The following is a 23,916-nucleotide window of genomic DNA, read 5'->3' as shown; positions in this document are numbered from 1 at the left end:
AGCCAAGTCATACTCAGCTTCCAAAACCGGGCGCTAAACCGGGTATGAAGCTTGTTTAACCGTGCTGAAATCTAGACTTTATAAGGTTTATACCCTGTGACTTCTGGTTTAACGTGTAAACACCCGCTCAAGAAAAAGCCGCGTTTAGACGCGGCTTTTTTGTGCCTCTTTTTTCGCGTATAAAACCAGCACAACAAAGGCTACGGCGGCTCCTTTTTCAGGCGCTGCCACCGTTATGTTCACACTCGGTACTTACTCCGATTGAAGAACATCGAAGCCCCCGCCCCCACTATCGCAATTGCAAAGATCCCGACATCGATGCTGCCAATGTAGGGCGGCAGCACAAATATCACACCAAAGCCCAAACCGACCAGAGCAATACCCAGCCATTTCCTGAGTACGTAGCTCCTTATGCAAGTGTACAACAGCACAATCCCCAGACCGGCCAACGCATACTGACTGTAGAGACTCATGGGCCTATGCCCCTTGGGACTTGATGATCATGGAAGACACCGAGCGCTGCGGTCCGATACCGCCGCTGACTTGAGCGTCCAGACTGACGATGACATCGCCAGCGTGATAGGCCGGTAACTTGCTCTTCACCAACTCTCGGCCCAAATAGCCTGCCGCCGGTCCGGTGGCGAGACCAATAATCGGCACTCGAGAGCCAGCCGCTGTAAAGATCCCGGCAGTAATGTTGGCAATACTCATGCGCTGGTCGTTGAGCAGGTCACCTTGCTTTCGGGTCAGCGGGTTGGAGATACCTACCATCATCACGCAGGGCAGGTCTTTGGCGAGCATCTTGTCATACAGCTCGACCAGCAAACTGCTGACCTCAAAATGGGCCGATTTCGCTTCCCCGAAATGGAGCGTCCTGAGACCACCCCGGTCACTGGGGGTGACGCTGAAACGGGTGACGCTGAAGACAATGCCGTGATTGGCGATAAATTGATTCCTGTCAAACTCCACTGCTCGCGTCCTTATCGAGTCCAGAAAGGCGCGAAGTTTCCATCAGGACAGTGATTTGCGCAAACGGCAATCCCGGCTGCAAGCGCGCTTTAATACTACAAATCTCTATACCGGTCGGTACGGGTCAGACTTTTTTGGTTCGTGGCAGAAAGATCGCCAACACCCCAAGCAGCGGCAAGAACGAACACAGGAAGTACACGTACTCAATGCCGTGGACATCTGCCAGATGCCCAAGCAACGCCGCGCCAATCCCGCCGAAACCGAACATCAGGCCGAAGAACACCCCGGCAATCATCCCGACATTCCCCGGCACCAGTTCTTGCGCATACACCACAATGGCCGAGAATGCCGAGGCGAGGATGAAACCGATCACCACGCTCAGAACGCTGGTCCAGAACAGATCGACGTGGGGCAGCATCAGGGTGAACGGTGCGACACCAAGGATCGAGAACCAGATCACCGCCTTGCGTCCGATCTTGTCGCCGATCGGCCCGCCGAAGAAGGTCCCCGCCGCTACCGCACCGAGAAACAGGAACAGGTGCAACTGCGAACTGGCCACCGACAGGTCGAATTTTTCAATCAGGTAGAACGTGAAGTAGCTGGTGAGACTGGCCATGTAGAAATACTTGGAGAACACCAGCAACCCGAGGACCACCAGTGCGCTGATCACTCGGCCTTTCGACAAGCCGTGAGTCGCTGCCTGACCTTGTTTGAGCTTGAACAGGTTCAGGTGGTTGGCGTACCAACGACTGATCCGATACAGCACGAACAGCGCAAACAGCGCGAACAATCCGAACCAGGCCACATGACCCTGACCGTAGGGAATGATGATCGCCGCCGCCAGCAACGGCCCGAAAGCCGAGCCCGCATTACCGCCGACCTGAAACGTCGACTGCGCCAAGCCGAAACGTCCGCCTGAGGCCAGTCGCGCCACACGAGAAGCTTCCGGGTGAAAGGTCGATGAGCCGACACCGATCAACCCCGCCGCCAGCAGAATCATCGGGAAGCTACCGACCACAGACATCATCAGAATGCCGATCAATGTGCAGACAGTACCTGCCGGCAGCAGCCAGGGTTTGGGATGACGATCAGTGTGGTAACCGACCCATGGCTGCAACAGCGAGGCCGTCAGTTGAAAGGTCAGGGTGATCAGACCGATCTGGGTAAACGTCAGGCCATAGCTGGCCTTGAGCATCGGATAGATCGACGGCAATACCGCCTGAATCAGGTCGTTGATCAAATGCGCCAGCGCCACCGCGCCAATGATGCGCATGACCAGCGGGCTGCTTTGTGAAGCGGCGGGCGCCGACGTGGCGGCGGACTGAGTGTTGCTGATAGCCATGAGAGTTTCCGTACTGCGGATGGGTGCGCACTGGCAGGCCGGTCAATGTGCCATTTTTCGGTGCAGTAGCGCCATCCCCTTAGCCTGCTAACGACTTCAAAAAAGAAGGTGATAGCGCAAAGCCATGGTCTGAATCTTGCCTTGTTTATCCGCTTCAACGCGGCCCCTTACAAAGGGAACCGAGAATGGGAAGTTTCGCTACAGAGTCGGCCTACAGAGCGGACCAAGGGTGAACTTTCGAGGCCTTTTAGCAGGGCACAAGTCGCGGTCGCAATGACCTCGACGCACGCCAATGGTGCGTGGTGTCCAGAGGAGTCATGAGGCATGCAGGCTTTTTTATCACCGGGGATCGGGCTACTGGGGCGCTTCGGCTTCGCGCGCAAATTTCAGCTGCTGTTTCTGCTGTTTATCCTGCCACTCGCGGGGAGTCTGTGGATGATCGGTCAGGATTATCGTGACAAGTTGAACCTGATTTCCGGCGAACGCGCCGGAGTTCGTCAATTGCTCGCCCTGGATGCGCTCGACAATCTGCTCACCGCCCAGCGTGACCGCGCCGCTCGTTGGCGCGCCACCGAAACCAATCGCCAGCCGACACCCGCAACCATCGCGGCGATGGCAGCGTTCGACGCGGTTCAGCCGGCTGTCGCCCAAGCCACCACGGACCTGGGCAATGCCCTGAAAACCGAAGGCGCCGAGGGTCAAACCCTCACCCGCTATCAAGCCCTGCAAAGCGCCCTCACCGGCCTGGACTCGAAAAGCCTGAGCAGCGTCGGTTGGTGGCCGGACGGTTACGATCGCTTCACCAATGCCTTGAGCGCCCTGCAAGCCTTGCGCGAACAAATCGCCATGGACAGTCGCCTGACCCTCGCCCCATGGCTGGAAACCTGGCTGCTGACGCAAATCTCCACTCAACACGCACCGGACCTGATCGAACGGGTCGGACGCCTCGCCGCCGTCGGTCAGGCCTCAGTAGTATCCGGGCAGTTCACCCTGCAAAGCCGCCTGCAACTGCGGGACTTGCGCAGCCGCATCGGCGATGCCCGGGAGCAGCTTGTTAAAACGGCTGGCCTGCTGGAAGCACGCCTGCCCAGCGCCCTGCAAACCTGGGCCGGGCAATACCACGACAGCCTCAAACACCTGGACGCCGGTTTGAAAGTGCTGGACGAGGGTGTCTTCGGCGGCAGCATCAACCTGAAGCCGGAAGACTTTGAACGCAGTCTCGACGCCCTCCTCGGCGACCTCGCCTCGCTGCGCCAGCAATCGTTGGTTTCTCTGGATCAGCGACTGGATTATTACCACGGCTCGGCCATCCGCCAGTTCATCCTGGTGGCGACAGTTTTTGGCTGCCTGCTGCTGGCCGCGTTGTACCTGTTCATCTGTTTGCAGGCCTCGATCCGTCGCAGCGCCAGCGGCATCACCCTACTGGCCGAAGCGTTGCGTGACGGCAACCTGAGCCTGCAAGTACCGGTGCAGGGCCGCGACGAACTGGCTGCTATCAGCACCGCCCTCAACGTTGCGGTAGTGCAACTGCGCAACAGCCTGCTGGGCGTCGATCATGAGACCTTGCAGCTGAGCAACGCGGTGCGCACCCTCAACCATCACTCGAGCGGTGCCCTTGGGGAAGTCGAAGCTCAGCAATTGCAAATCAGCCAGATCGCCGCTGCAGCCACGCAACTGGCCGCGACCTCTCAAGGGGTCGCCCAGAGTTGCGAACAGGCCTCAGGCAGCGCTCAACACACCCAGCGCATCGCCGCCGACAGCAGCCGTGACAGCCAACGCACGACAGCGAGTATTCAGCAGCTCAATCAGCGTTTGAACGACACTGCGGCGGCACTGGGCCGGGTCAGCGAGCAAGGACAGCAAATTCAATTGGTGGTCGATACCATTCGCGGCGTCGCCGAGCAGACCAACCTGCTGGCCCTCAACGCCGCCATCGAGGCCGCACGGGCCGGCGAGCAAGGTCGCGGTTTTGCCGTGGTAGCCGATGAAGTGCGCAGCCTGTCACAACGCACCCAATCCTCCACCGCGCAAATCGCCGGCACCGTCGACAGCCTGCGCAGCACCGTCAATGAAGCCGTAAGCCTGATGGAAGCCGCCTGCGGCCAAGCCCAATCGGATGCGCAAGCCGTCACCGGTCTCGGCGAGCGCTTGGGGGAAATCGCCAGCGCGGTGCAGAGTGTCACCGACACCCTGGCGCAGATCGCCACCGCTGTCGAAGAACAAGCGAGCACTGCCGATGAAGTCAGCGGCAACATCCAGCAAGTCGATCAGGCCGCGGTGCGCTTACTTGAAGGCGCACGGGCGGTGAATCTGGCTGCGGACACCTTGAGCCAGGGCAGCAAGGCTTTGAGTGCGAATACCGGGAGATTTCAGCTCGGTTGACGCCCTCCCTTGGCCCGATTTTTCGGGTCAGCGGGATAAGCGGTTGAAAGTGTGGAGAAATATTTTAAATTTACGCTTGACGCATCTTCGTTCCAGGTGAATAATGCGCGCCACTTGGCTACATAGCTCAGTTGGTTAGAGCATAGCATTCATAATGCTGGGGTCCGGGGTTCAAGTCCCTGTGTAGCCACCAAGTACTAAAAACGGCTTACCGAAAGGTAGGCCGTTTTTTTATGCCTCGAGAAAAGTGGTATTCGTTTCAAGACCGCGGACCTGATTTGCGTCGCTCCCCTCAGGTCGATAAAGTCCCCCGGACCTTTTATCCCATGGACGGAGTGCTCCGCGTGTTCTCAGCCTTCCACTTGAGTCGCTATCGCCTGTCAGCCTTTTCGCTGATCGCAACCGCTTTAACCCTCGCCGCGTGCAGTGCCCCGCCCTCTTCGCCGTCAGTCTCAACCCTGCCAGTCGCGCCAGAAATCGCCTCTGGTTATCGCACCGACCTGCAGACCCGATACGCCTCCAAACACATGGCCGCAGCCGCCAACCCGCTGGCAGCCGAAGCCGGACGGCAGATGATGCGTGAGGGCGGCTCGGCGATTGATGCGGCCATTGCCATGCAAGCGGTGTTGACACTGGTCGAGCCACAATCGTCGGGTATCGGCGGTGGCGCGTTGATTGTGCTGTGGGATGGCAAGGTTGTGCGCACCTACGACGGTCGCGAAACCGCTCCGGCGGGCGCCACCGAGAAACTGTTTCTGCAAGCCGACGGCAAACCGATGCCGTTCACCCAGGCACAGATCGGCGGACGCTCAGTGGGGACGCCGGGCGTGTTGCGGGCACTGGAGCTGGCCCATCAAAAGCATGGTCGCCTGCCGTGGGCGAAGTTGTTCGAACCCGCCATCAAACTCGCGGAACAAGGCTTCGCCATCTCGCCACGACTGCATCAGTTGATCGCGGCAGACGCGTTCATACAGCGTTCACCCGACATGGCCGCCTACTTCCTGAACGCCGATGGCAGCCCGAAAGCCATCGGTACACAGCTGAAGAACCCGGCACTCGCCGCAGTGTTGAAACGCATAGCCAAGGAAGGTCCCGACGCGCTGTACAAAGGTCCGATCGCGAAAGAGATCGTCGCCAAGGTTCAGGGTCACGCCAACCCCGGCGGCCTGTCGCTGAACGATCTCCAAGGCTACAAGGCCAAGGAACGCGGGCCGCTTTGCACCGACTACAAACGCTGGCAGGTCTGCGGCATGCCACCTCCATCGTCGGGCGGGATCGCCGTGGCACAAATTCTCGGCACCTTGCAGGCGCTGGAATCCCGCGACCCGCGTTTTGCCCTGGCACCACTCAAACCGGTCAAGACCAGCAAACCGGCGGGCATCGAACCAGCCCCAGAAGCTGTGCACCTGATCGCCGAAGCCGAGCGCCTGGCTTACGCCGACCGAGCGCAGTATGTCGCCGACACCGACTTCGTACCCGTGCCGGTAAAAGGTCTGATCGACCCGACTTATCTGGCCAGCCGCGCCGCGCTGATTGGTGACCGCAGCATGGGCCAGGCCAAACCCGGCACCCCGCCGGGGATTCAGATTGCCTATGCGCCGGACCGCTCGCCACTGCGCATCTCTACCTCGCAAGTGGTGGCGGTCGATGACGAAGGTGGCGCGGTGTCGATGACCACCACCGTGGAAGCAGCGTTTGGCTCGCACCTGATGGTCCAGGGTTTTCTGCTCAACAACCAGATGACCGACTTCTCGTTCATCTCCGAAGAGAACGGGCAAAAAGTTGCCAACCGCGTCGAACCGGGTAAACGCCCCCGTTCGTCCATGGCACCCACACTGATCTTCGACCGACAGAGCGGCGAGTTCCTGGCCACCGTCGGCTCCCCCGGCGGCTCACAGATCATCGAATACGTGGCCAAATCCACCATCGGCCTGCTCGACTGGAACCTCGACCCGCAAGCGGCCATCAACCTGCCCAACTTCGGCAGCCGCAACGGCCCGACCGAACTGGAACAGGGGCAGTTCAGCCCGGCGCTGATTCAGGCGCTGAAGGACAAAGGACACAACGTGAACGAGATCGAGATGACCAGCGGGACTCAGGCGATTGTTCGGGTCAAGGATGCGCAGGGCAAAGCAGCGTTAGCCGGCGGGGCCGATCCACGGCGCGAGGGGGAAGCGTTGGGGGATTGAGTCGTACGCAGGAATAAGAAAAGGCTTACCGGGAGGTAGGCCTTTTTTGTTAGCGAAGAATCCTAGCCTGATCAAGCCGCAAAAGCAGGCCTGACCTTTTTAGAGCTATTCATGCCGCACAGATAGCATCAAGTCGATAACTGATTGGCAAACTGCCCGACCGCACTCACCACTTTCTGCGCCCCATCCTGGATCTCGACGATCACTGTGCCCGCCTCCGCCGCCAGCGCCAGTCCCTGTTCGGCCTGGAGTTTGCCATCGGTCATCAGGGCCACGGCGTTGCGCGCCATGTCCTGGTTCTGGCGTACGACGCCGACAATTTCATCGGTCGCCTGGCTCGTGCGCGAGGCCAGTTGCCGGACTTCGTCAGCCACCACGGCAAAACCTCGACCCTGTTCACCCGCGCGAGCCGCTTCGATGGCCGCGTTGAGCGCCAGCAGGTTGGTCTGTTCGGCGATGCCACTGATGGTTTTGACGATGGTGCCGATCACCACTGATTGCTCGTTCAGCGCCTCGATGCCTTCGCTAGCGGTTTGCATGTGTTTGGCCAGGTCACGCATCACGTCTACCGCTTGAGTCACCACGGTGGTACCGCGCTGGGCGCTGTTGTCGGTTTGCAACGAGGTGCTGTAGGCGATGTTGGCCGCTTCGGCAACGGCCTGCTCCTGATTGACCTGATCGGTGATCACCGTGGCGAATTTCACCACTTTGTAGAGCTTGTTGTTGGCATCGACCACCGGGTTGTAGGAAGCCTCCAGCCAGACCACGCGACCGTGGCTATCAATACGCTTGAAACGGCCGGCCACGAACTCGCCGGCGTTCAGACGGCGCCAGAAGTTCTGATACTCGGCGCTGTTGTAATCCTCTGGCGCGCAGAAGGTGCGGTGATGTTTGCCCTGGATCTGCGCCAGGCTGTAGCCCATGCCATTGAGAAACCGCTCGTTAGCCGACAGCACATTGCCATTGAGGTCGAACTCGATGACCGCGGTCGAACGCACCAGTGCGCCGATCAGGTTTTCATGTTCACGGGAGGCCTCAATGGTGCGCGTCAGGTCGCTGGAGTAAATCGAGAATTGTTTGATCCGGCCATTCGAGGACCGCACCGGTTGCATGATCGACCGCAGCCAGGCTTCGGCACCATTGCCCCGCAATAAACGAACCGTGCCGGCAAAGTGCTCGCCACGGGTCAGCGCAGTCTTGAAGCGGCGGTGGAATTCGTCAGATTTCACATGGACGGGGACGATGTCTTCGATGTGTCGGCCGACCAGATCGCTGCCCTTGTAGAGCATCTCACCCATGAAGTTCTGGTTGACCGATTGAATCCTGCCGTCGGAATCAAGGGTCAGGGCCAGCATCTCGCTGTCCAGGCTCTCCTTGACTTGCTGAAGGCTGGAGAGTTCTTCGCGAAGAGCCGACAGCTCCTGCTTCAAGCGTTTGTTGAACATGGGAAGCACCGATGGACAGGGATAAAAAGCTGCATACAGCCTAACCATCGGCCTTGGGGATATTTTCTGAAGAGTGTTTCGGGGTTGTCCTACAAAAATAGTGGCAACACGATCACCTTTATACCGCGCCGGCTACCGAACAGCGCCCGATTCGCGGTACTCGCGCGCCGAAATACGCTGCGCTGCTGACGCCCACCGCCCCCATCACTGAGCAGAAAATCACACAGATCCATGGACTCCACGGCATCAGACCGATCAATAGCAGCGGCGTGATACTGGCCCAGGCGGCGTAGGCAATGTTGTAGGTAAAGGAAATCCCCGAGACGCGAATCCGCGCCGGAAACAGGTTGACCATCACCGATGGCACCGCACCAACTACCCCGCAACCGAGGCCGGCCACCGCATAGGCCAAACCGAGCCACTGGCCTTCAATGATCAGGCAGGTATAAAGCACGCCGATGCCCAAAGGCAGCAGCAGGCTATACAGCATCACCGTGCGCCAGGCGCCAATGCGGTCGACAAGCAGCCCCGCGAGTACGCAGCCGATGTTCAGAAACACGATGCCCAAAGCACTCAGGGCGAAAGTATGGCTGGCGGTCATGCCGAAGGTTTTTTGCATCATGGTCGGGGTAATGACTACGAACACCACCACGGCCGAGGTCAGCACGCAGGTGAGAATCATCGCCGGCAACATCGCCAGGCGGTGCTCGCGCAGGACTGTGCGCAGTGGCAGTTCGACAGTAGCCTCGCGCTGGGCCTGCATAGCCATGAATACCGGAGTTTCACTGAGCCAGCGACGCAGCCAGACACCAATCACGCCAAACACACCGCCCAGGAGAAACGGGTAGCGCCAGGCGTAATCAAGGATTTCCGCCGGGGTGAACGTCTGTGCCAGAAATGTCGCCGTCAGGGCTCCGATCAAGTAGCCAAAGGTCAGCCCCGCCTGCAGGAAACCCAAGGCATAACCGCGATGCCCGACCGGTGCATGCTCGGCGACGAACACCCAGGCACTCGGCACTTCACCACCTACCGCAGCGCCTTGCAGGACCCTCAGGGCCAACAGCAGCAGTGGAGCGAAATAACCAATCTGGGCGTAGGTCGGCATGATCCCGATCAGCAGGCATGGCAACGCCATCATCAGGATGCTCAGGCTGAAAACCTTCTTGCGTCCCAATTTATCGGCGAAATGCGCCATCAGGATCCCGCCCAGAGGCCGCGCAAGGTAACCGGTAACGAAGATCCCGAAGCTTTGCAGCAGACGCAGCCACTCGGGCATTTCGGGTGGGAAGAACAGTTGGCTGAGGGTCAGCGCGAAAAATACGAAAATGATGAAATCGTAGATTTCCAACGCGCCGCCAAGGGCTGCTAGCCCCAGTGTTTTGTAGTCCGAGCGGGTGAAGGGCGCCGGGCGCGCATCTGTGTTGGCAGTCATGGAAAAGAACTCTGGCAGGCAAAAAACCAAGGCGCCCATGGTCTACGCAAATGCGCTTGTGGACAACCCGTTAGGCCATCGTCCCAAACAGCATCACCGCAATGGACCGATTGGTTGACTGTGGCACCAACCGAACGGGCCTCGCCATCAAGCTAATCGGCAACGACCAAGACTTCTCCTACATACAGGCTCGATTGCGCCTGACATTAAATCCAGCCGGTTCCTATCTCAAATATATAAATCAGCGGGTTAAACTTCGGCATCTCACAACTTGATTTTTAAAGTTAAAAACGACACCACTCCAAGGATGAACAAGTCAGATGTCTTTAGTATCAAAAACGCTGGAAGAAATGATCAATGAGATTTACCAGGACGGTAGAGTTTCAGTCGTTGAATATAGGAAGTTGCGTGATGATGCAGATCGCCGCATGGACGCCGTCGTTCGCGAGTTCGGCCCGCACAACAATCTGACAGCGTTCCAAAAAGCAATGGATGTGGTCATGCAATTAATGCAATCGTCCATCATCGATGCCAAGAAAGCCAAGTTGACCGATACAGGCGAAGCCATCGTCAAGGATGCTGTTGTTGCGCAAATAGAATACCTGCGCGCTGGCAGCCATTTGGCATTGCATTTGTTGTAATACTTAATATTAACCCGGCTCCGGACATTTACTTGGGGGCCGGACTCTCGCTCCGGCAGGCCTGCAAATAGGCCGGGGCCGCCCTGTAAAAAAACCATGAGAACCCGCTTTTATATGTAACGCCGCTGATCCAATATGGCATGCATCCCATCATCGGGACCACGCTGAAAAGGATCTGAGCATGTTAAAACTCACAGGACTCACCCTCGCAGCCCTCACCCTGAGTGCCGCCGCTCACGCCGATGTCGATCTGAATCTGGGCAGTACCGAACGTGTTACCCGGCTGTTCGCCTACCCCAACAACTGCAACGTCATCTGCTATCGCAACTGGACGCTGGAACAGACAGTCGAGCACTACCTGACCCAGAGCGTACAACGCGATGGCTACAAAACCGCAAAAGTGGTGGTCAAAACCGATAATAAGCAGCTCTACGCCAATATCAGCGGTGTGCCCAAAGGCTACGACAAGCCATTGACCGCATTGCTCAAGGCAGGGGATTTGGCTTACAACGGCGCCAGCAAGCTGAGTGCCGATGGTAAATGGACCTACAGTTGGTACCTGTTCCTGCCGCTGGGCATGGCGCTGGAAAACCGCAAAAGCGTCGAACTGCTGCATTTCCCGCCGGATTATTCGCTGACCCAGGCCCAGGACTATCTGGAGTCCAAGACCACCGATCGTTGGGCCACGCTGTTGACCGCCAATGGCATCCCTGACGACCAGACACCGGGCTATCAGACCATCATCGACATCGCACCGATTGCCGCGCCGTCCAGCGCAGGCAAGGACCTCGAAGGCGTCTATGACTACTTCAAGGATTACCAGACCACCATGGTCAAGGAAGTCAGCCAGAACGCCAGTGGCGCTGCATTGCCAATGGTTGCCTTCGGCGCACCGGTGCGTAACTGGATCAAGCAACAGTACGGGCCGACCGTGGACGTGCTGGGCCTGGCAACCATCAGCCCGAGCGAGGGTGTGAAGGTGCCAGTACTGGGTTCCAACCATCCGAGCTACATCTGGTACGCCGCCGATCCCGAGGCCTATAGCGGCAGCGATGCCCAGGCCAAGGCTGATGCCGCGGGGCTGAAAGTCATGGGGCAGGATCTGAGCGCCGCGTGCTGGCAGGCCGGTATGGGCAGCAAACCGGGCACTGACCCTACCGTTCAGCTGAAAAGCTGTACTCAGACCTGGCAAGTGACCCAGAAAGAAAAAACCTGCGAACTGTTCTACACCTCGATCCGCAACCTGAAGCCCGAACAGGCCGTGGCCAAATGCGCAACAACGACGGTCAAATCTCAGCTGAAACAGCTGAAGAGCCCGCCTCTTGCGACCTCTGCTCCTGCCCCACACTTGTAAACGATGAAAGTCTTTCCCGCGTGAGCCATGGCTGACGCGGGAAAGAGCCTTGTTCGCCTGTCATATCTGACAGTAGATCAAATGTTTCATTTGCGAGAGGCTTGGGGCGTACCCATGTGCTGCAGAGCTGACAGGATGTCAGCAGACAGAGTTCGTAGCACCCAGCTGACAAGGATTGTTATGAGAGCCCATGCCGAACAAGGAATAACCCCACCCTCATCCGATGGCATCTATCCATTTGTAGAGTTGCCCCTGCGCCTTGGATTCCCCTCCAAAGACGACTTTGAAATCATCTACAACGCTGAGGGATCGGCAATAGCTGTCACGGCGCTGCGCGAGTTCCCCCGAATCAGCCGAATCTGCAGGGTTTCCGGGCATCTGTTGCCCTATCGCTGCCGACACACCCGGCAGCTGGCGCCAGGCATCCACGTCTACGATCCGCGCTTCTGCGGCTTGCTGAGCCACTCCTGCGACCCCAACGTCTTTCTCGACATGAGCGAGCTGTGGTTATGGGCGCTCAAAGACATCAAAAAGGATGACCGGCTGACGATGGATTTCGCCGCGACAGAAGACAAGCTGCAGCGACAGTTCGCCTGCCGCTGCGGTTGTTCTTGCTGCCGTGGCTGGATCATCGGCTACGACGAGTCGCCGAATGCCAATGGAGAACAGTTCTTTCAACACCGGCGTCGACGAAGTCTCGACTGAAAAGCTTTTACAACGCCTCGACCGGACGCAAACGGTACTGCGGCGGCAACTGTTCGAAACCGCTGATCGTGGCGTTGAGGCTTTTCCAGCGTCCATCCTTGATGCCATAGATGCAACCATGGATCGACAGGCTCTGCCCACGGTGCCAGGCGTTTTGCACAATGCTGGTATGACCGACGTTGGCCACCTGCTGGATCACGTTGAGCTCGCAGAGGCGGTCGACCCTTTCTTCTTCGGTGGACAACTTGGCCAGTTCGTCGCGCTTTTCATAATAGAGATCGCGAATCGAGCGCAGCCAGCCGTCGATCAGGCCCAGCTGACGGTCCTGCATCGAGGCGCGTACACCGCCGCAACCATAGTGGCCGGTGACCAGGATGTGTTTGACCTTGAGTACGTCGACCGCGTACTGAATCACCGACAGGCAGTTGAGGTCGGTGTGCAGTACAACGTTGGCCACGTTGCGGTGCACAAACAGATCGCCCGGCAGCATGCCGACGATTTCATTAGCTGGCACGCGGGCATCGGAGCAACCGATCCACAGGTATTCCGGGGTTTGTTGACGGGCCAGCTTGGCGAAGAAATCAGGATCTTCCTGGGTGATCGCGTCGGCCCAGCGCTCATTGTTATCAATCAGATCTTGTAATTCGTTCATGCAATGAAGCCTCAAGAATGATTTGCTGCTTTGACAGACAACCGTGTGTCGGGGTCACGCGCGAGATGCAGATACTCCCTAATGCATTAAATGGCTACCCGGCGCTCACTGCCGGTGGAATTCTCGCAAGCCCAGTGGGTCAACTGTAGTAAGGCCTACAGTATGAGGGAATGCCATGACTGATTCACGACGTCCGTTCGATGAGGCGCAACCCGAGCCCATCGACGACAACGAAGACCGCATGGGCTCAGTGCATGAGCTGGATTTCGACGAGGAAGAACCTAGCGCCAGAATCGGCGACTTGATCCCCGAACGCGAGCGTGCACAGAAGATGCCCGAGGAACGCGTCCGTGAAGCTGGCATGACCGGGGGCTCGACCGATGACCATGAATCCACCGACGATGACATGAGCCCGGAAACCTTGATCCGTGAAGACGGCGCACGGGACGCCCGCGAAGAGGGTGAAGGCGACCAGGCGGATTGGGATCTGAGCATTGTCGATGAGGACGACATCGGCGGGGGCAATGGGCTGGATGAAGAAGAGATGGCGCGGCGCGATCCGATGGATGGCAAGCGTTGATCTACAGGTCTGACCAGATTCCAACGTAGGAGCTGCCGAAGGCTGCGATCTTTTGATTTTTCGATGGTGCGCTTATAAAGATCAAAAGATCGCAGCCTTCGGCAGCTCGTACAGGGCTCAGTCAACCAAGGTGCAGGCCATGACCACGGCATCTTCGCGCCCGCCAACCGCCGGGTAGTAATCCCGTCGACGTCCGATTTCGTTGAACCCATACCGCTCATACAACCGAAATGCCGCCCGGTTGCTGTCGCGCACTTCCAGAAAACATTCCCGCGCCTCTGCCTTGTAGGCAATCGACATCAAATGCTCCAGCAGCGTCAAACCCAGGCCTCGGCCCTGATTTTCCGGTTTGACGGTAATGTTCAGCAAATGCGCCTCGTCGAGAATGATCTGCACCACGCCATGACCGACCTGCTGCTGCCCTTCGAACATCAGCCAGATCTGGTACTTACCCAGTCCATCGAGAAAAATCCCGCGGGTCCAGGGGTGGCTGTAAGCCGCGTATTCAATTTTCAGTACAGTGTCCAGGTCCGCCTCGGTCATCGGGCGGAACGATACAGCGTCACTCATTCGATTCTTTCCAGCGCGCCATCAGCCGACGCATGGCTTGCCAGACATCAGCCTTACGCTGTGGCTCTTCCATTAATAATTCCAGACCCGGCAGGGCCCAGACCGAACCCAGGCCTTCGACCTGAAGTTCACGGTTGAAGGATTCGGCGTTGGCCTCACCGGCAAAACGCACCGCCGGCAAGCCGATCAGCCACAGGCAGACGCATGGAGCGTCTTCCAGACGGGCCGAGAGAAAGCCTTGTACGAAATCCCGAGCTGCTTCCGGCCCTTGATCCATGGTGCCGCGAGCCAGCAGCGGCCAGCGCACCGGCTCGCCGACGATCTGCGGGCTATCTGGCAGGCCGGCGGCGCGCAGCATGTCCTTGAGCAACAGATACGCCGGATCGCGGGTCTGGAAGCTTTCGCCTGTGGGTAACTCCACCAGCAACAGGCAACGACCTGCGCGCAGCAATTGAAGGGCGAAACGCGGTGGCGGAACGACCGGCGCCTTGACCGCGACCGGGGCCTCCTCTTCTTCGACCTTGGCGTTCGTACGGGTGCTGGCCAACGATGGCCGCGGCACCTCGATTTTTACCCGTTCGGCCGGTTTGACCACGGGCTCTATCGGTGCCTCGGCCACGGGAGCCGGCGCAACCGGGGCGACGACCAACGGCTCGGGCATCTCCAGCAGTTCGGGGCGCGAGGGCGCAGCAAAGGGCAATTCGGTGCGCGGCAGCCAGTTGACCACCTGCATGGCGGTCAAATAAGCGCGGCGACGAGACTCGATAAGCAAAGGTCGGCCACTTGTGGATAACTAAAGTGCGTTGATTCTACCGCCCTTCGCTCAAGATCGCCCGCGCTTGATCGATAGAAAGCCAACTGTCCGTCCCGAGAGTGAATCGCAACGGGCGTGATGCAGTACAATCGCGACTTTTAATCGCCAACCAGCCGGCCATTCCGATGATCGAACCCAAGCGCGTCTTGCGCGCCCTCGCTGAACACTGGGCACTTCTGGAGCCACTGTGCGAGCACTTCGACCAAGGCACCCTGAGCCTCAACGAACTGCGCACGCAACTGGCCGCCCAGCAACTCGACAGTACACCGCAGGACATCACCAGCCTGCTGGACGTGTGGATCCGCCTCGACATTCTGGTTCCCGTGGCGAAAAGCCCGAACCGTTTCGAGCTCAATGCGCAGATCCACGATTTCCTCGCGTACCTGCGCCGCGAGCACCGTTTGGGCCTGTGTCTGGAAATCGAAGCCTATTTGCGCCATCTCGAGCGCCTGGCCGGTTACATTCAGGACGCCTTCGAGATTCGCGACGGCAACGATCTGGCGCGCCAGTTGCGTCTGCTCGACATGCGCGTGCGGGACGTTCTGAAGAAGCTTGCCAACGACGAACAGGCCCTGGTGGCCGTCGCCGAGCGGGCCAAGACCAGCGACCGGCAGATCCCGCTGCGTCAACGCTACGCTGAAGTACTGGCGACCTGGGATGAATACGTTGAGCCGATGATCCAATTGGTGAACGCCGACGGCGCCTTCGAACAAGGCGTACGCAAGGTCGAAAACGTCCTGCTGAAGATGCTCACTGAACAGCAGCGCCTCGGGCATCTGGTCGATGACGACATGCTGCTGCGCACCCACGCGCGCATTCTCGAAATGCAGACCAGTGCCCAGCTGACCTTGCGTCATGCCCGTGAACTGCTGCTGCCGTTGCGTGAAGAAGCGCGCCGGCACAACGCCGTGACCCGTGGCGCGGCGCTGGCCTTGTCGGCCATTCGTCGTAAAGGTATCGATGCGGTACCGCAAGCCGCGATGCCGATGTTCACCCGGCCGCAAAGCACCTTCCTCGGCAGCGCCAGTCAGGTCGAAGCCTACGTGTACGCCTTGGCCCGTTTCGAGCCGAAACCGGCGCGTTTCCCCAAGGCTCACAAGACCCAGAAAGGCGAAGCCCCGCGCGCGCCACGCACGGTTCGGGAGATGCTCGAACGCTGCGAAGACGCCCTGCCGATGCCTGACCTGATGACCTGGCTGCTCGAGCAGGAGCCGGACGGCGCTACTGACGAATTGCTTTATTGGTTCTCGCGCCTGTCGCGGGAGAAACGCTTCAAACGCGAGCGTCTGGAACGCCGCGATTACCACACTCACGAGCATCAGGTCAGCCTGCGCTCCTTCGCCCTGCTCTCGTCCGGTGACACCGCCGCCGAGAATTCTGCGAGCATTCCAAATGCATCTTGATCTATCCGAACTGTCCCAGCTGGCGCCGATCTTTCGCGAGCTGTTCAAGGGTTACCACGTCAGCCGCCGCGATCCGGAGCTGTACGCGCAACTGTCGAACTTCCAGGACCAGTACCGCACGCTGTTCAAGGCGCTAGGCTTTGAACTGGTCTGCGACACCCGTGGTTTCTATTACTTTGTGCCAGACCTGGCTGCTGCGGCAGTAAACAAGACCGCGCAACGTCTGGCGCTGTTCACCTTCATCCTCGTCGAGCATCTGGCCGACCAGGGCCGCGACCCGATCTCCGTGCTCGACGGCGGCAGTCTCGGCCGTGATGAACTGCCATCGCTTCTGGAAAAGTACCGCGACCTGTTCATCCAGGCCGAGGTCCAGACTCAGGACGAACTGGAAGAGAAGATCATGCGTCGCATGACCCAGCTCGGTTTCGCCAGCGAAGAGCCCGGCATCTACCGTTTCCTGCCGCCAATGCACCGCTTCCTCGATGTGTGCCTGTCGGTTCAGCAGGACCGCGATCTGGCGGCCAGCCTGCACAGCGTGTTGCCATTGCCCGTTCCGGTGTTGATCGATGACGACAGCGACGAGAAGCTGCTGCAAACCGATGATCCGCTAGACCTCAGCGACTTCGAGGAAGAAAGCGAAGAACTCGCCATGGCCCGCGCCATTGCCGAAGAACAGGAGACCGACGCATGAGCAAGGAACGCTACGGCATTCGCCGCTTTGCCCTTTTGAACACCGCCGGTTATAGCCTCGGCCTGTTCCCGCTGGAAGAGCCGCTGTCGGTTTACGGCGCGAACAACCTCGGTAAATCCGCTTCGATCAACGCCTTGCAGTTCCCGATTCTGGCGCGCATGTCGGACATGAGTTTCGGCAAGTACAGCCTGGAGCAATCCCGGCGGTTCTACTTCGCCTCGGACACCAGTTACATCCTGGTGGAAGTCTCCCTGCCCCACGGCCCGCACGTAATCGGCGTGGTCGGCCGCGGCCCGGGCGGTGGTTTCGGTCACCAGTTCTTTGCCTACGCCGGCAAACTCGACCTGGCCCATTACCAGAAAGACGACACCTGCCTGCGGCAGAAAGAGCTGTTCAACAACCTCGAACGCGAAGGCCTGAAAGCCTACGAACTCAAGCCGGATGAACTGCGTCGTTTGCTGGTTGGCGGCCACACTTCGATTCCGCTGGACCTGACGTTGATCCCGCTGCGCTCCACCAGCGAGCAGAGCCTGAAGACCTTCCGGGCCCTGTTTATCAACTTGCTGCACATGCGCGAAATCACCGCGGCCAAACTCAAGCAGTTGTTCCTCGATGCTTTCGAACACAGCCTGCGTTCCGGTAGCGTCGATTACATCGCAGCGTGTGAAGAAGCGTTCCGCGATGTACGTCGCATGGAGCAGGATTACAACTCGCTGGTCACCGCTGGCCCGCTGGTTGAAGCACTGGCCGCTGGCGTGGCCCAGCGCAATATCCTGCGCGGTAAACTGCACCGGATCTCGCCGCTGCTCGATTCCTTGCTCGGCACCTGGTCGGACTACGCCAGTGCGCGCAAGGAAGAACTGACGATTCAGGCCGAGCACTACCGCAACGAGCAGGACGCGCTGCAAAACGATCAGCGTGGTGGCACTCAGGAGCTGATGCGTCTGGAGCGGGAAATCACCGGTATCCAGCGCTGGCTCGGCGAGTTGTCGGTGCTCAAGCATCGCTTCGCGCTGGTCGATGACGTCAAAGTCCTCGAGCAGCAACTGCTGGCCGCCAAGGACGCGCACGACGAACTGGCCGGTGCACTGGCCCAGTCGCGACAGTTCAGCGCCGAAGATCTGGAAGAGCGTCTGCGGGAACTGGAAAAACGCCTGAAGTCGGTCAAGCAGCAACTCGATCACGCCGACAACAACAGCTACGCCCGTTTGCGCGAAGAGTTTTCGCAGCAGGACGTCGAGCGCCTGATGCGCCTGTTCAACAGCGCACTGTTCAGCCTCCCGCTGGGTGAACATGGCATTACGCTGGACGAGGAGGGTCAGTGGGTCAAATCCATGGAACTGATCCTGGATGGCTTCAAAGGTGAGCGCTTCGAAGTGCCGGGCCTGTCCATCGACATCTCGCACATCGAGCCGCCAGCGCTGCAAGCCCTGGCTGACCGCGCGGCGCTGCGCGATCAGAAAGACCGCCTGGAAAAAGAACTCAAGCAGCTGAAAACGCAAGCTGCCGTGGCAGCCGACCGTGCGGCCAGCAAGACCCAGACCGAAGCCCTGTACCAGCAAGTGCTGGATGCGCAGAAAGCCCTGGAAGATTTCCGCCGCGCGCAAACCCTGAGCGCCGAAGAAGGCGACAAGCTTGAGCAACTGGCGCAGATGGAAGCCGCTCAGGACGAATTGAAGCGTTCCAGCGATGCCTTCACCGAGCGCGTCCAGCAGCTGTCGGCCAAGCTGCAACTGGTCGGCCGGCAGATCGGCGACATGGAAGCCAAGCAACGCACCCTCGACGACGCCCTGCGCCGCCGTCAGCTGTTGCCGGCGGACCTGCCATTCGGCACGCCGTTCATGGACCCGATCGACGATTCCATGGACAACCTGCTGCCGTTGCTCAACGACTATCAGGACAGCTGGCAAGGCCTGCTGCGCAGCGACGGGCAAATCGACGCGCTCTACGCTCAGGTTCGCCTGAAAGGCGTGGCCAAGTTTGACAGCGAAGACGATATGGAGCGTCGCCTGCAACTGCTGATCAACGCCTATGCACACCGCACCGACGAAGCCCTGACCCTCGGCAAGGCGCGCCGTGCGGCAGTCACCGACATCGCCCGGACCCTGCGTAACATCCGCAGCGACTATGACAGCCTCGAGCATCAACTGGCGCTGTTCAACCGCGAGATCAACAAGCGTCAGGTCTCCAACCTGCAAAGCTTCCGCATTGTGCTCGCGCCGAACAAGGAAGCGCTCAAGCACATTGACCAGATCATCCACAGCGCCGGTCAGTACGAAGAAGGCGAAACCCTTTCCGTCTTCGACCTGAGCCAAAGCGCCGATCAGGACAACAAGAACGAAGAAGCCAAGGAATACCTGGCGCGGCTGGTGGCGGCGAACCACAACCAGCTCGGTCTCAAGGATCTGTTCGAGCTGGCGTTCGAGATCACCAAGGTCAACGGCCAACCGGTGATCCATACCGACATCGACGGTGCGGCGTCCAACGGCACCACGATGACCATCAAGGCGCTGACCAACATGTACTTGTTGCTGCACTTGATGGACCGCGACCAGGCCGGGCGCGTGCGCCTACCGTACTACCTCGACGAGGCGGCGGACATCGACGAGAAGAACCAGGCAGCGCTGCTGGAAACCAGCCTGCAACTGGGCTTCGTGCCGATTCTGGCGAGTGTGAAGCCGCAAGTTTGCGCCAGTGTCGCCATCGACCTGGAAGGCGGCAGCGGCCCGAACGGCATCTACATCGACGAAGCGGACTGGAAGTACATCCGCCGCCACGATGAAGTGAAGTCTACCGTTGTTGTACAAGCTGATGAGCCAGAGTTGGATGCGGTCTGATTTGACTTAATCCAAGCCAACAAAAAGGCCGCGATCCAAATGGATCGCGGCCTTTTTTTATCTTCATTGTAGGAGCGAGGCTTGCCCGCGAAGGCAGCATTGCAGGCGCCGATAAACTACTTGCCGATTGCGATCTTCGGCGCCCAGGTCAGCCACTCATCTTCGAACTGATCGAACAACGGGAAGGTTTGCTCAGGCCGCGCCGGGACACCCATGCGGTCGCCATCCGGTGTGGCAAAGGCGATACCGCCCTGAACCAGCGTCTCCAGCGATTCAGTGCGTATTGTCGCGCCTTTGAACAAACCGTAGTCAAAACCAAAACCACTGGTATTCCAGAACCGCGTGCCACTGCGCACCAGGGGTGCGTACTTCGGCTCGATCAGGATGTGCACCAACACTCGATCAGCCGTCTGGCCCAGTTCATAACCGGTCACCTTGCCTACCGTTATTTCACGATAGGTGACGGGGACGCCAGTCTTCAGCGAACCCCGACGAGCAGCGCTCAACACCAGGCTTAAACCAGCCTCTTCCTTGGCGGTTTCCGGAGGATTGGTCAACGCCACGAAGGTCTTCTGCGGGCCGAGGTTCTTCGGCGCCGGTTGCACTTCGATGTATTGCCCGGTGACCAAAGTTTCGAGGTTCGAGGTTTTCATCAGGCCAAGCTCAGGTTTGACCACCCAGAACTGACTGCCGACCCGAGCGATACGCTCCGGCACTTCTGTGATCCGCGCGGTCAGCAGTATTGATTGCAGGTCATCACTGAGGTCGACGTCCTCAATTTTGCCAACGTCCAGGCCTTTGAATCGAACTGGCGTGCCACTGCGCAGGCCATCAGCGCGATCGACCTTGATCGTGACCATAGTGCCCTTCTGCGTTGCCTCATCATGATTGGCATGCAGGCGGAAACGTGGAATACGCTTCTGCAACGGCGCTTTGGCTTCCGGGGTTTCGAAGGCGATGCCACCGGCCATCAAGCTTTGCAACGACTCACTTTTGACCTGGATGCCGCCGGTCAACCCACCGGTGAGCGTGATGCCGCTGGCATTCCAGAAACGGGTCGAGGCGTTGACCAGCCCTTCGTATTCCTTCTCGATATGCACCCCGATCACCAACTGCTTTTTGGTGCGGGAGAATTGATAGCTCTGAACCGAACCGACCTTGACCTGTTTGTAGAGAATCGGACTGCCGACTTCCAGAGAACCAAGGTTGTCGGTGAACAACACCAAGTGCAGGCCTGGTGAACGCAGATCCAGCGGCGGCGCCTTGGGCCGTGCTTCGAACTCGCGCTGCGGTGCACCGCCCTTGTCGCCTGGGCGCACGGCGATGTAGTTACCTTTGACCAGCGCTTCCAGGCCCGTAATACCGGCGAGAGAAATCGATGGTTTGACCACCCAGAACTGGGTGCCAGTGACCAGGTAATCCTCGGCCAACGGGTCGAGAGTCAACTCGGCGCTAGCACTGGACAGGTCCGGGTCAATCTTGAGCGTTTTCAGATTACCGACCTGGATGCCTTTGTACATTACCGGCGTGCGACCGGCCTGCAGTCCTTCGAAATCGCTGAGTTTGACCTTGACCCGAATACCCGCTGCGGCTGCATCGAAATCCTCATAGAGACGGAACGGCAGGCTTGGATCGGTGGGCGGGCTGTCCTTGCGGTTCTCCGGAGTGGCAAATGCAATACCACCGGCGACGATGCTGGCGAGGGACTCGCTACGCACTTTCACACCGGAAAGGTTGGCGTCGATACTGATGCCGCTGGCATTCCAGAAACGCGTGTGTTTACGCACCAAGTTGGCGTAGGTAGGCTCGATGAAGACTTTGAGTTCGACAGTATTCTGGTCTGCTGAGAGCACGTAGCTTTTGATCTGACCGACCTGGATCTGCTTGTAGAACACCGGGCTGCCGCGATTCAGCGAGCCGAGGCGATCAGCCTTGATGGTCAAGTGCAGGCCGGGTTGGGCGTCCGATAGCGGAGGCTCTTGGGCCAAGGCCTTGAACTTGCGGGTGGGCTCGCCTTCACCCGGGCTGACGGCCACATAGTTACCCGAGACCAGCGTCTCCAGGCCCGTGATACCGGCCAGGCTCACGCTCGGTTTGACCAGCCAGAAACGTGTGCTGGTCCTGAGGTATTGCTCCACGTCTTTGTTCATCTCGATGGTAGCGATCACTCCTTTGGAGCTGCCTTCGTCATCGAGTTTGAGGGCTTTCACCTTACCGACCGACATGCCTTTGTAGACGACTTCGGTCTTGTTGGCCTGAATGCCTTCACCGCTTTCGAAGCGCACCTGAATCTCGATGCCCGTCTCGCTGTAGGCACGCCAGCCGAGCCAGCCGCCGATGATCAAGGCGATCAGGGGCAACACCCAAATGGCTGACCAGTTCGAGGCCGGTCGGGTTTTCGCTTTAGGCAAATCAGTCATGGTCGTCGTCCGACTCCGTGTTATCCCAAATCAGTCGGGGATCGAAAGTTACTGCGGCAAGCATCGTCAGAATCACCACACTGGCGAAGGCGATGGCGCCAAGATTGGCTTCGATGCTGGCAAGCCGTCCAAAATTCACAACCGCCACCAGGATGGCGATTACAAAGATATCCAGCATCGACCAGCGGCCGATGAACTCGATAAAGCGGTACATCAGAATGCGCTGGCGTGCCGAGAGCGGCTGACGGCGCTGCACCGAAAACAGCAGCAATGCGATGCCTACCAGCTTGAACGTGGGTACCAGGATGCTCGCGATAAAAACCACGGCAGCGATAGGAATCATGCCGTGCTGAACCAGTTGGATCACACCGGACATAATGGTGCTCGGATCGCCCTGCCCCAGGGAATTGACGGTCATGATCGGTAGCACATTGGCCGGGATGTAGAGAATCGCGCCCGTGATTAATAACGCCCAAGTACGCATCAGACTGTTCGGGCGGCGGGCGTGAACCAGCGCGCCGCAGCGGGTGCAAACCTGCTCGTCGGTATCGGCTTCCTGCTTGTTCAACTCGTGGCATTCGGCACAAATCAGAATGCCTGCATCAATCGCCCGCATGGGCATCCTCTCCTGATAGAGCCTGCCAGATCTGGTGCGGTGACATCACTACTTCCAGCCAGACCTGAACCAACAACAAACTGATGAAGCACACCAGACCAAGACCCACGGTGATCGCCGCCATATCGGCCAATTTGACGATCGCAACCAGTACGCCCATGAGGTAAACCTCGAGCATCCCCCAGTCCCGTAGATGGTGATAAATGCGGTAGAGCAGCAGGCCATAACTGCGTCCGATATCGAAACGAATACTCAGCAACACGAACAGCTGGCAAAGCAGCTTGAGCAGCGGAATCCCCATGCTGCAAAGGAATACCACTGCCGCTACACCTCGCATACCGGTATCGAACAGACCGACAACGCCACTCCAGACAGTATCGTGCGACGACTGTCCGAGTAGATGGAGTTGCATGATGGGTAAAAAGTTCGCCGGGATGAACAACAACAGCGCGGAAATGACCAAGGCGAGACTGCGCTGCACGACATTGTGTCGATGGGCATACAGCTCATAACCGCAGCGTACACAGATGGCTTTCTCACCATGAGCAAGCTCAGGCTTGCGCATCAGCAAGTCGCACTCATGACACGCTACCAAGTCGTCCAGCGGTAAATCTGACAGCCCTGGGGCGTCAACCGGATCTGGCATAAAGGCTCTGGCTCCAAAAAAGTTGGACCTATTCTAGTGTCCTGACTCGAAAATAACTGTGCAATTTTGTATTGTCGCCAGAGTGCTCTTTTCCTGCGGACAAAACAAAACCCCTACCTGCATACGCAGATAGGGGTTTCGGAATTTAATCTTGACGATGACCTACTCTCACATGGGGAAACCCCACACTACCATCGGCGATGCATCGTTTCACTGCTGAGTTCGGGA

General features: G+C 58.7%; 19 protein-coding genes, 1 tRNA gene and 2 pseudogenes. 10 read left to right on the top strand and 12 right to left on the bottom strand.

Annotated features, from left to right (window positions below; all coding sequences use genetic code 11):
* Positions 1–239 precede the first annotated feature (239 nt).
* From KGB18_RS17535 to KGB18_RS17525, 3 genes are all read right to left on the bottom strand, one after another.
* Entirely contained in the window at positions 240–473 is a 234-nt protein-coding gene (locus tag KGB18_RS17535) for a hypothetical protein (protein ID WP_123719100.1), read from the bottom strand.
* A gap of 4 nt (positions 474–477) precedes the next feature.
* A complete protein-coding gene (locus KGB18_RS17530; RefSeq protein WP_223570289.1) occupies positions 478–969 on the bottom strand; it encodes a hypothetical protein in 492 nt (163 codons plus the stop codon).
* 124 nt (positions 970–1,093) lie between these two features.
* On the bottom strand, positions 1,094–2,311 hold the full coding sequence (locus KGB18_RS17525) for an MFS transporter (protein WP_123719101.1): 1,218 nt from the start codon (positions 2,309–2,311) through the stop codon (positions 1,094–1,096).
* Between the two features lie 324 nt (positions 2,312–2,635).
* Between KGB18_RS17525 and KGB18_RS17520 the strand changes: the two genes are divergently transcribed.
* From KGB18_RS17520 to ggt, 3 genes are all read left to right on the top strand, one after another.
* The gene (locus tag KGB18_RS17520; RefSeq protein ID WP_223570288.1) at positions 2,636–4,693 is read left to right on the top strand and encodes a methyl-accepting chemotaxis protein; all 2,058 of its coding nucleotides are present in this window, start codon (positions 2,636–2,638) and stop codon (positions 4,691–4,693) included.
* Positions 4,694–4,809: 116 nt separating this feature from the next.
* Positions 4,810–4,886, top strand: a tRNA-Met gene (locus KGB18_RS17515).
* Between the two features lie 151 nt (positions 4,887–5,037).
* A complete protein-coding gene (gene ggt, locus KGB18_RS17510) occupies positions 5,038–6,882 on the top strand; it encodes a gamma-glutamyltransferase (RefSeq protein WP_223570287.1) in 1,845 nt (614 codons plus the stop codon).
* 128 nt (positions 6,883–7,010) lie between these two features.
* Here the strand turns inward: ggt and KGB18_RS30120 are convergent.
* The 3 genes and pseudogenes from KGB18_RS30120 to KGB18_RS17495 all read right to left on the bottom strand — a co-directional run.
* A pseudogene (locus KGB18_RS30120) lies at positions 7,011–7,442 on the bottom strand (methyl-accepting chemotaxis protein); the annotation flags it as partial.
* Between the two features lie 108 nt (positions 7,443–7,550).
* Positions 7,551–8,237, bottom strand: a pseudogene (locus KGB18_RS30115) (PAS domain-containing protein); the annotation flags it as partial.
* Positions 8,238–8,445: 208 nt separating this feature from the next.
* Positions 8,446–9,759, bottom strand: a complete 1,314-nt coding sequence (locus KGB18_RS17495; protein WP_223570286.1) for an MFS transporter — start codon at positions 9,757–9,759, stop codon at positions 8,446–8,448.
* Positions 9,760–10,079: 320 nt separating this feature from the next.
* On the opposite strand from KGB18_RS17495, the gene KGB18_RS17490 reads away from it, so the two are divergent.
* The 3 genes from KGB18_RS17490 (at position 10,080) to KGB18_RS17480 (ending at position 12,459) form a co-directional block, all read left to right on the top strand.
* On the top strand, positions 10,080–10,400 hold the full coding sequence (locus KGB18_RS17490; protein ID WP_123719106.1) for a hypothetical protein: 321 nt from the start codon (positions 10,080–10,082) through the stop codon (positions 10,398–10,400).
* A 181-nt stretch (positions 10,401–10,581) separates the two neighbouring features.
* Positions 10,582–11,754 (top strand): hypothetical protein, encoded by a 1,173-nt coding sequence (locus KGB18_RS17485; protein WP_223570285.1) that lies wholly within the window; start codon positions 10,582–10,584, stop codon positions 11,752–11,754.
* A gap of 180 nt (positions 11,755–11,934) precedes the next feature.
* Positions 11,935–12,459, top strand: coding sequence for an SET domain-containing protein (locus tag KGB18_RS17480; protein ID WP_123719108.1), 525 nt, complete (start codon positions 11,935–11,937; stop codon positions 12,457–12,459).
* Between the two features lie 7 nt (positions 12,460–12,466).
* Here the strand turns inward: KGB18_RS17480 and can are convergent, their stop codons facing one another.
* Entirely contained in the window at positions 12,467–13,111 is a 645-nt protein-coding gene (gene can / locus KGB18_RS17475; RefSeq protein WP_052965823.1) for a carbonate dehydratase, read from the bottom strand.
* A gap of 175 nt (positions 13,112–13,286) precedes the next feature.
* Here can and KGB18_RS17470 point away from each other — a divergent pair, with 175 nt between their 5' ends.
* Entirely contained in the window at positions 13,287–13,691 is a 405-nt protein-coding gene (locus KGB18_RS17470; protein WP_123719109.1) for a serine kinase/phosphatase, read from the top strand.
* A gap of 117 nt (positions 13,692–13,808) precedes the next feature.
* Here the strand turns inward: KGB18_RS17470 and rimI are convergent, their stop codons facing one another.
* Both rimI and KGB18_RS17460 read right to left on the bottom strand, forming a co-directional pair.
* A complete protein-coding gene (rimI, locus tag KGB18_RS17465; RefSeq protein ID WP_007896888.1) occupies positions 13,809–14,261 on the bottom strand; it encodes a ribosomal protein S18-alanine N-acetyltransferase in 453 nt (150 codons plus the stop codon).
* Positions 14,254–14,994 (bottom strand): energy transducer TonB, encoded by a 741-nt coding sequence (locus KGB18_RS17460; RefSeq protein ID WP_201121392.1) that lies wholly within the window; start codon positions 14,992–14,994, stop codon positions 14,254–14,256. The genes rimI and KGB18_RS17460 overlap by 8 nt, the downstream gene beginning before the upstream one ends.
* 206 nt (positions 14,995–15,200) lie before the next feature.
* On the opposite strand from KGB18_RS17460, the gene mksB reads away from it, so the two are divergent.
* The 3 genes from mksB to mksF are packed head-to-tail and all read left to right on the top strand — an operon-like array spanning position 15,201 to position 20,006.
* Positions 15,201–16,478, top strand: a complete 1,278-nt coding sequence (gene mksB / locus KGB18_RS17455; protein WP_048397728.1) for an Mks condensin complex protein MksB — start codon at positions 15,201–15,203, stop codon at positions 16,476–16,478.
* On the top strand, positions 16,468–17,169 hold the full coding sequence (gene mksE, locus KGB18_RS17450) for an Mks condensin complex protein MksE (protein ID WP_123719112.1): 702 nt from the start codon (positions 16,468–16,470) through the stop codon (positions 17,167–17,169). The genes mksB and mksE overlap by 11 nt, the downstream gene beginning before the upstream one ends.
* Positions 17,166–20,006, top strand: coding sequence for an Mks condensin complex protein MksF (gene mksF / locus KGB18_RS17445; RefSeq protein WP_123719113.1), 2,841 nt, complete (start codon positions 17,166–17,168; stop codon positions 20,004–20,006). Before mksE ends, mksF begins: the two co-directional genes overlap by 4 nt.
* Before the next feature lie 116 nt (positions 20,007–20,122).
* Here the strand turns inward: mksF and KGB18_RS17440 are convergent, their stop codons facing one another.
* From KGB18_RS17440 to KGB18_RS17430, 3 genes are read right to left on the bottom strand one after another with little or no spacing between them, the layout of a single operon-like run.
* Positions 20,123–22,426 (bottom strand): PqiB family protein, encoded by a 2,304-nt coding sequence (locus KGB18_RS17440; RefSeq protein WP_123719114.1) that lies wholly within the window; start codon positions 22,424–22,426, stop codon positions 20,123–20,125.
* Entirely contained in the window at positions 22,419–23,042 is a 624-nt protein-coding gene (locus KGB18_RS17435) for a paraquat-inducible protein A (RefSeq protein ID WP_007896874.1), read from the bottom strand. The genes KGB18_RS17440 and KGB18_RS17435 overlap by 8 nt, the downstream gene beginning before the upstream one ends.
* Positions 23,029–23,688, bottom strand: coding sequence for a paraquat-inducible protein A (locus KGB18_RS17430; RefSeq protein ID WP_123719115.1), 660 nt, complete (start codon positions 23,686–23,688; stop codon positions 23,029–23,031). The genes KGB18_RS17435 and KGB18_RS17430 overlap by 14 nt, the downstream gene beginning before the upstream one ends.
* Between the last annotated feature and the right edge of the window lie 228 nt (positions 23,689–23,916).

This window comes from Pseudomonas sp. BF-R-26 (assembly GCF_019947395.1).
GTDB classification, from domain to species: Bacteria; Pseudomonadota; Gammaproteobacteria; order Pseudomonadales; family Pseudomonadaceae; genus Aquipseudomonas; species Aquipseudomonas farris.
This window is presented reverse-complemented; position numbering and strand designations above follow the sequence as displayed.

What these genes read in the sequence shown, in the direction of transcription:
- KGB18_RS17430 (WP_123719115.1), bottom strand. Translation starts at nt 23,688, where the DNA reads ATGCCAGATCCGGTTGACGCCCCAGGGCTGTCAGATTTACCGCTGGAC.
- mksB (WP_048397728.1), top strand. Translation starts at nt 15,201, where the DNA reads ATGATCGAACCCAAGCGCGTCTTGCGCGCCCTCGCTGAACACTGGGCA.
- KGB18_RS17525 (WP_123719101.1), bottom strand. Translation starts at nt 2,311, where the DNA reads ATGGCTATCAGCAACACTCAGTCCGCCGCCACGTCGGCGCCCGCCGCT.
- can (WP_052965823.1), bottom strand. Translation starts at nt 13,111, where the DNA reads ATGAACGAATTACAAGATCTGATTGATAACAATGAGCGCTGGGCCGAC.
- KGB18_RS17435 (WP_007896874.1), bottom strand. Translation starts at nt 23,042, where the DNA reads ATGCGGGCGATTGATGCAGGCATTCTGATTTGTGCCGAATGCCACGAG.
- KGB18_RS17520 (WP_223570288.1), top strand. Translation starts at nt 2,636, where the DNA reads ATGCAGGCTTTTTTATCACCGGGGATCGGGCTACTGGGGCGCTTCGGC.
- KGB18_RS17480 (WP_123719108.1), top strand. Translation starts at nt 11,935, where the DNA reads ATGAGAGCCCATGCCGAACAAGGAATAACCCCACCCTCATCCGATGGC.
- KGB18_RS17485 (WP_223570285.1), top strand. Translation starts at nt 10,582, where the DNA reads ATGTTAAAACTCACAGGACTCACCCTCGCAGCCCTCACCCTGAGTGCC.
- KGB18_RS17460 (WP_201121392.1), bottom strand. Translation starts at nt 14,994, where the DNA reads ATGCAGGTGGTCAACTGGCTGCCGCGCACCGAATTGCCCTTTGCTGCG.
- KGB18_RS17470 (WP_123719109.1), top strand. Translation starts at nt 13,287, where the DNA reads ATGACTGATTCACGACGTCCGTTCGATGAGGCGCAACCCGAGCCCATC.
- mksF (WP_123719113.1), top strand. Translation starts at nt 17,166, where the DNA reads ATGAGCAAGGAACGCTACGGCATTCGCCGCTTTGCCCTTTTGAACACC.
- KGB18_RS17495 (WP_223570286.1), bottom strand. Translation starts at nt 9,759, where the DNA reads ATGACTGCCAACACAGATGCGCGCCCGGCGCCCTTCACCCGCTCGGAC.
- KGB18_RS17440 (WP_123719114.1), bottom strand. Translation starts at nt 22,426, where the DNA reads ATGACTGATTTGCCTAAAGCGAAAACCCGACCGGCCTCGAACTGGTCA.
- mksE (WP_123719112.1), top strand. Translation starts at nt 16,468, where the DNA reads ATGCATCTTGATCTATCCGAACTGTCCCAGCTGGCGCCGATCTTTCGC.
- rimI (WP_007896888.1), bottom strand. Translation starts at nt 14,261, where the DNA reads ATGAGTGACGCTGTATCGTTCCGCCCGATGACCGAGGCGGACCTGGAC.
- KGB18_RS17490 (WP_123719106.1), top strand. Translation starts at nt 10,080, where the DNA reads ATGTCTTTAGTATCAAAAACGCTGGAAGAAATGATCAATGAGATTTAC.
- KGB18_RS17535 (WP_123719100.1), bottom strand. Translation starts at nt 473, where the DNA reads ATGAGTCTCTACAGTCAGTATGCGTTGGCCGGTCTGGGGATTGTGCTG.